Genomic DNA, 6,230 nt, shown 5'->3' on the forward strand with positions numbered 1-6,230 from the left:
TTCAGAATTAAAGAGCTTTTATGAGGGGCTCGTTAAAAAAGGGAAAAAGAAAATGGTAGCGTTTGTAGCACTAATACGAAAAATTATTGTTATCGCCAATGCCAGATTAAAAAAATTTGAACAGAAAAAATCGCTAACTGCGGTATCACTGTGAAGCTGTGAATAAGGTGTGTAAAATGACTATTTATTATCCAGTTTTCAAACTTGCTCACAGCAATTCAAAATCGATGTTTTTTCTCGAGCATGAGCATAATTTCTCTTTTTTAAAAAAGGAAATTTCCCGGCAGCCCAAAAATTGAACGGATAAAATTCATCAAATATAAAACCATCGGGAAAAGCAGCCGATCCAACAAACCGAAAATAAGCAATCCTAAAAGAATCCAAATCCCATAAGGTTCTATTTTTGAATATGCATAAGCCGCTCTGGGCGGCAAAATTGCTGAGACTACACGGTTTCCATCCAATGGCGAGATGGGAATTAAATTTAATAACATTAAAACAAGATTAATTAATATTCCGAAAAGCCCTGCGTGGTAGAAAAAAAGCGTGACAGTCTTAACCACTGGATTAACGGCATTCACACCAAAAGTCACACTTAACTTTGCAATAGCAGCCCACAACAAAGCCATAAATAAATTAGAAAGGGGGCCTGCAATTGCTACCAGCGCCACATCTTGACGAGGTTTTCTTAAATTTTGCCACGTAACTGGAACCGGTTTTGCCCATCCAAAAGCGAAGGTGAATTTACTGAGAATTAAAATTAAAATAGGAAGAATGAGGGTACCAAAGGGGTCGATGTGTTTTAGCGGATTAAGCGTGACGCGACCCATCATCAAGGCCGTTTTATCGCCTAATTTATTCGCCACCCAGCCATGCGCCGCTTCGTGCACGGTAATCCCAAACAATAACGGCAGAACGACAACAGCAATGATATGGACGATATTGTTGAAACTCATATCAGCTCAGTATAACATTAATCGTAAAGTAGAAATAAAAATACCTGGAAAGCAATCCGTATGTCTCTTCGTATAGACGCCACTGACGCCACTGGATTATTTCACAATCTTCAAATTTGGCCTGCCTTTTTTTACGAGCTTATCAACGCTGTTGTTGCTGGGAGGCGAGGTTCTTCCATCGTTGCCGCCATCTTCATCTTCCGTAAATACCATTCCACGACCATTTTCAAAAGCATAAATTGCTTTAATTGCTCGAACGGGAATAAAAATATGATGAGCGACTCCTGAAAAGCGAGCATCAAATTCAACCGCGTCATTACCCATTCGCAGACGTCCGACAGCTTGTGGTTCAATATTTAATACTATTTTACCGTTTTCTACAAAACGCTCGGGGACTTCCACATCAGGCATTAACGCATCCACCCTGATATAGGGTGTTAATTGGTTATCAACAACCCAGTCATAAATAGCCCGCACTAGATAAGGGCGGCTGGAATTCATTTCAAATGCCATCGACTTCTCTAAGTTCCGATTCAAACTCACTTAAACTGGCTTTGAAGGACTCACGTTCGAAAATGAGGTTTTTGTATTTATACATTGATTTTGCAGCCTGCGGCGGGACATGAATACCAAGGTGCGGCAAACGCCATAACAACGGCGCCATCACGCAATCGACTAACGTAAAATCGTCATTCATGAAATAAGTCTTCTCCCCAAACACTGGATCAAGCTCGATCAATTCTTTGGTAAGAAACTCTCGCTCTGTTTCGGCTTGCTTGGGAGTCCCTTCTTCAATAATTTTCATGGAATGGTAAAAATTCCGTTCGATACGATGCATTAACAAACGACACCGGCTGCGAGCGACCGGATAGACAGGGAGCAAAGGAGGATGAGGGAATCGTTCGTCTAAATATTCCATAATGACCCTCGATTCGAATAAAACCAAATCACGATCCACTAAAGTTGGCAAAGTGGCATAAGGATTCAATTCGATTAAATCTTCGCTAGGATGGTTGGCATCTACATTGTGAATGTCGACAGTAACGCCTTTTTCTGCCAAAACAATGCGAACCTGATGGCTGTATATATCCAAAGGAGCAGAATACAACGTCATAATCGAGCGTTTTAACATAGTTATTCCTAGCTTATAAGTAACCACCGTCATTGGTATGACGAAGAGAGGGATTAGTAATCCTTATCGTTTGGAGAATTGCGTGCCTCGCCGTGCTCCATGCAGCCCCACTTTTTTGCGTTCAACCATTCGGGGATCTCGCGTGACAAAACCGGCTTTTCGCAAAGTGCTACGCCACGTGCCGCCTTTCCCGCCTTCTTCACTGTACTCGATGAGAGCACGGGTAATACCATGGCGAATCGCGCCGGCTTGCCCGCTGTCGCCGCCGCCTTGAACAGTGGTGTAAACGTCAAACCGAGATTGAACATCAAGCTTCACCAAGGGCTGGCGAACAAGCATGCGAGCTGTTTCTCGGCCAAAATATTCGTCTAAAGGCAGTCTATTAATGATAATTTGACCAGTGCCGGACCTTAAAAAAACCCGTGCGGAAGATGTCTTACGCCGTCCCGTACCCAAATTCTGATTTTTTGCCGCTTGTGCCATACGCGTTTAAACCTCTAACTATAAGTCGATTAATTCAGGTTGTTGAGCCTGGTGGGGATGGTGATCGCCCGCATAAATTTTCAATTTACGATGCAGTTGACGACCTAAAGACCCCTTAGGGAGCATACCTTTAATAGCTAACTCCAGGATACGGTGTGGTTTTTTGGCTTGCAAGTCAGCGAAGTTAATCGTCTTCAAACCGCCCGGATACCCAGAATGGTGGTAATATTGCTTATCCTGAGTTTTATTGCCTGTTACTTTAAGTTTATCGACATTAATCGCCACGACGAAATCACCCGCGTCGATGTGAGGCGTAAACTCAGCTTTATGTTTACCTCGCAAAATTGCAGCGATCTGACTAGCCAGCCGTCCCAGCGTTTTGCCTTCTGCATTAACCAACAACCAACGCGGGCTAACTGTTTTTGCATTCGCCATGTAAGTCGCCATGAATCCAAGACCTCAAATAAAAAAGAAGGGACAAAATGGTACAGCACATTTTTATAGGATGCAAGCGCCCAAACGCCTTCGCCCGATGGCAGGAATCGCGTGCGAAAGACTAAAAAGGTAGAAGAAACATATGCTTTTTGGTAAAATTATGTTACTTTAGTCCAAGTGATTTTTGGCTGCTACATCAATCATTTGATCATAGATAATCGAAAGAGGGAATTACTATGCTAGCAAGAAAAAACGCTCTACTAAAACTACTAAACGGCGCATCGGCGTAAGAAACGCGGTAGCGCGGCGCAGGCCGACTGCAAAAAGAAAAACGGCAAAACGCAGCAGAACAACGGAACGCAAATCAACAGGTACAGCGGTTCGTACACCGTACAAAAAATCCCAATTAACAACTCATCTAGCGGAAGTAACTAATCTGAGTAGAAGTAACTAATCTGAGTAAATAAAGAAGTGAGCACGGTTCTGGATGAACTGGCGGATGTCATGCACCGTCATCTTCGGAAAGATGCCGCAGGCCAGTTCACGCTTCCTGGCTTAGTAAAATGCACAGTGAAACGCAAACCCGCTACCAAAGCCCGCAAAGGCATCAATCCCTTCATCGGCGAAATGATGACCTTCAAAGCCAAACCCGCCCGCAATGTCGTCAAAATTCGCGCCTTGAAGCGTTTGAAGGAAATGGTGGAATAACTGGCCCGTCTCTCCGCCCTTTCTGCGAGGGCGGAGCTTAAGATTATTTTAAGCTTTATGCTGTATTATTACCCTTCATTCCATACGTTCGGTGAAGGAGTTGAAATATGCCTAGAGTTTTTTTGTACATTCAAAGGAAACGCGACATCCAGGAAAAGGATCACAAGAATCGTCAAGTCGACCCGGAAAACTATCTTGGGCAAAAGCTGTAACAAGCTCGAGAGGAGGTAGCCGCATTAAAAAAGAAAATACCGAACCGTCTTCAGGAACTTGAGAGAGAGATTTCTGTCCTTAAAACTTCCATCGACTCAGATGTGCTAAAAGCCCCCACGAACAACAAAAGGTATTAACAGAGAAAAAAACTTCAACTATGTTAACAAGAGCATTCGAGAAGCAGTGGGAAAATAAAGAAGAACTGCTACCGAAACTGGCTTTTTTAGAAGCAGAGCAACGAGTGCTCACCGCACGCCACTACCAACTCACCAACGAAAACAGCGAACTGCCGCGCATTAGGAAATGTAGAAGCCGAATTCAACGATAGACAAACTAACGGGAGGAATATTCAAAGCCTTATTGCTGAAGCTGTACCCCATCTGCGTGTCCTTGACAAAACCCTAATGGCATCAAGGGTAAAATTCAGGATTGAAGCCCTTTGGGTTCATCTAAAATGTGGCGAGCCACATGATTTAAATAATTCTCTCAAACCTCATTTAGATGAACTTTATCGGCTACCCTTCTTAGGGAAGGACAGTGGCAAGATTAACAGGCTAACTGAAGCTGTTAATAACGACTTAAAAAACTTCAGGAGTTATATAAAACCGCTCGACTCACTTTGGAGGGATCGAAATTTGAGGCCTACCTTAAAGAGGAATGCGAAAAACTCCATGATAAACTGAAAAGAAATTCATTTGCACTTTTAGAGGAAATGCGATCGCGCGTGAACATCGTAAGGGAACGGCCCAATGCCGTACCCTTAATGGAAAAAGTCACAAATATTTGCCAATTCTTTGACAGAGGAGTGAAACCGAAAGAAACTCCCCTGAACAAAACTACCAATACCTTTGCCTGTTTCCATGTTAATAAAGCAGGCGAGCTGACCAAACTATTTGATGGCATGGAACCAACTCGAGAAGAAATTCAGCAAACATCCGACCAGCTTGACCGGAACGTTACAATTAAGCCTTATCGCAAATTCTGGTTTTTGGGGCCGAAAAGAGTCTGTCTCGACTTCGCAGACGCGGGGGACAAAGAAAGATCTGTCAAATCCTAGAAGGAATTCTCCAAAAAAGAAAGGAGAAGACAGTATCAGAAGAAGCGTCTACGTCAATTGCGACCCGACCCGCAACGTTTTCGCTTTAATGGTCATGATAAATTGTCATTGAGGAACGGGCATGATGAGAGATCTAGACCAAGAAATGCAGGAAATAAAACCTGAAGAAATCTTTGCTAAGATTAGCAACAAAATCAAAAAACCGATAATCTGACAGAGGTTGAAGAAGTATGGAAGGAAGTAGCAAAAGCACCCTTTGCCGCCCAAATTAGTTGTTTAATATTTCAAAACAAAAAGTTATTTGGGATTGAGTCTACGAATAGAGCCGCTGTTTCTGATGAGAATGCGTTTAACATTCAAGGTTTAATTATTGATCGATATACTCAGTTATCAATTGCAGGCAGCGATAATATAGGTGATTTATAAAAGTTCTCTTATGAAAAATGCGAAAAAAAAGTATTAAGCCACGTATACAATTCAAACCTATGCCTCTCTCAGGACGCATTTAAAAATTTTGTTACTAACGCCCAGTCAAACAAACGCGCTTCACTAGCTGAAAAGTACCATAAAACCGCAATACAACAATTATCTAAAATCACCTTCGAACAAGCTTCCATTGCCATCAAACGAGTTCCTCAAGTTTCTAAAGAAGAGCTAGAGTCTTTTGTGCACGAAAAAACACAAGCAAGGCAGCGCTTGGTTAAATTGACGGGAATACCTGAAGAGAGAATCGATCGAGTTATCGACGACACTAAGCTTAACTACCTGCGCGAGGAGGCAATAAACAACTACATAGGCTAAGAACATATCAGAATTGGAGTTTGCGAGCTCGAACCGATCCCTCCCTATCGGGAGAGGTATACACGAGCTGGTCAAAAATTGAGACCATTTTTTCTGGCGGCAAAATCACTAAAACAGAATTCCTGGAGATATTGAAAGCATGTCGTCGTTATGATAGACCCATATATAAAAGAAGAGACAGATCTCTCCGACAAAAATATTACGCAATCCTCTGACAACACGTCTAAAATATACATTCCCTAACGGAATTAGTATAAACAGAGAAACAATTATTGATGAAAATCCCCCCCAATGAAGACGGTAGCGAGGAGGTTAAATTTTCATTAACCATACCTAACGCGGGTAAGGTTAAAAGCCTTATCTCCATCGATCATAAGGAGGTCTTGTCGCGGATTAGTAAACGCGGCAATGTGATGTTAAGGACGTTAAGGTAAAACCTGAGGTT

At 42.4% G+C, this 6,230-nt stretch carries 6 protein-coding genes and 2 pseudogenes; 3 read left to right on the top strand and 5 right to left on the bottom strand.

Annotated features, from left to right (window positions below; genetic code table 11):
• Nucleotides 1-263 precede the first annotated feature (263 nt).
• From OWO34_RS07900 to rplM, 5 genes are all read right to left on the bottom strand, one after another.
• Entirely contained in the window at nucleotides 264-956 is a 693-nt protein-coding gene (locus OWO34_RS07900) for a site-2 protease family protein (protein ID WP_267257135.1), read from the bottom strand.
• Nucleotides 957-1,052: 96 nt separating this feature from the next.
• Nucleotides 1,053-1,457, bottom strand: coding sequence for a ClpXP protease specificity-enhancing factor (locus OWO34_RS07905; RefSeq protein WP_267257140.1), 405 nt, complete (start codon nucleotides 1,455-1,457; stop codon nucleotides 1,053-1,055).
• Nucleotide 1,458: 1 nt separating this feature from the next.
• The gene (locus OWO34_RS07910; RefSeq protein ID WP_267257136.1) at nucleotides 1,459-2,121 is read right to left on the bottom strand and encodes a glutathione S-transferase N-terminal domain-containing protein; all 663 of its coding nucleotides are present in this window, start codon (nucleotides 2,119-2,121) and stop codon (nucleotides 1,459-1,461) included.
• A gap of 30 nt (nucleotides 2,122-2,151) precedes the next feature.
• Nucleotides 2,152-2,571 carry a 30S ribosomal protein S9 gene (gene rpsI / locus OWO34_RS07915; protein ID WP_267257137.1) on the bottom strand — a complete coding sequence of 140 codons (420 nt, stop codon included), beginning with the start codon at nucleotides 2,569-2,571 and terminating at the stop codon, nucleotides 2,152-2,154.
• 18 nt (nucleotides 2,572-2,589) lie between these two features.
• Nucleotides 2,590-3,018, bottom strand: a complete 429-nt coding sequence (gene rplM / locus OWO34_RS07920; protein ID WP_267257138.1) for a 50S ribosomal protein L13 — start codon at nucleotides 3,016-3,018, stop codon at nucleotides 2,590-2,592.
• 268 nt (nucleotides 3,019-3,286) lie between these two features.
• Here rplM and OWO34_RS09940 point away from each other — a divergent pair.
• The 3 genes and pseudogenes from OWO34_RS09940 (at nucleotide 3,287) to OWO34_RS09590 (ending at nucleotide 6,219) form a co-directional block, all read left to right on the top strand.
• A pseudogene (locus OWO34_RS09940) lies at nucleotides 3,287-3,714 on the top strand (HU family DNA-binding protein).
• A gap of 107 nt (nucleotides 3,715-3,821) precedes the next feature.
• A pseudogene (locus tag OWO34_RS07935) lies at nucleotides 3,822-5,073 on the top strand (Dot/Icm T4SS effector CoxDFB5).
• 984 nt (nucleotides 5,074-6,057) lie between these two features.
• Nucleotides 6,058-6,219: a hypothetical protein gene (locus OWO34_RS09590; RefSeq protein WP_323808285.1), complete on the top strand. Its 162-nt coding sequence runs from the start codon at nucleotides 6,058-6,060 to the stop codon at nucleotides 6,217-6,219.
• The last annotated feature ends 11 nt before the right edge of the window (nucleotides 6,220-6,230 follow it).

Origin of the sequence: Coxiella endosymbiont of Ornithodoros maritimus (assembly GCF_907164965.1) — a bacterium.
In the GTDB taxonomy this organism is placed as follows: domain Bacteria; phylum Pseudomonadota; class Gammaproteobacteria; order Coxiellales; family Coxiellaceae; genus Coxiella.

What these genes read in the sequence shown, in the direction of transcription:
- OWO34_RS07900 (WP_267257135.1), bottom strand. Translation starts at nt 956, where the DNA reads ATGAGTTTCAACAATATCGTCCATATCATTGCTGTTGTCGTTCTGCCG.
- OWO34_RS07905 (WP_267257140.1), bottom strand. Translation starts at nt 1,457, where the DNA reads ATGAATTCCAGCCGCCCTTATCTAGTGCGGGCTATTTATGACTGGGTT.
- OWO34_RS07910 (WP_267257136.1), bottom strand. Translation starts at nt 2,121, where the DNA reads ATGACGGTGGTTACTTATAAGCTAGGAATAACTATGTTAAAACGCTCG.
- rpsI (WP_267257137.1), bottom strand. Translation starts at nt 2,571, where the DNA reads ATGGCACAAGCGGCAAAAAATCAGAATTTGGGTACGGGACGGCGTAAG.
- rplM (WP_267257138.1), bottom strand. Translation starts at nt 3,018, where the DNA reads ATGGCGACTTACATGGCGAATGCAAAAACAGTTAGCCCGCGTTGGTTG.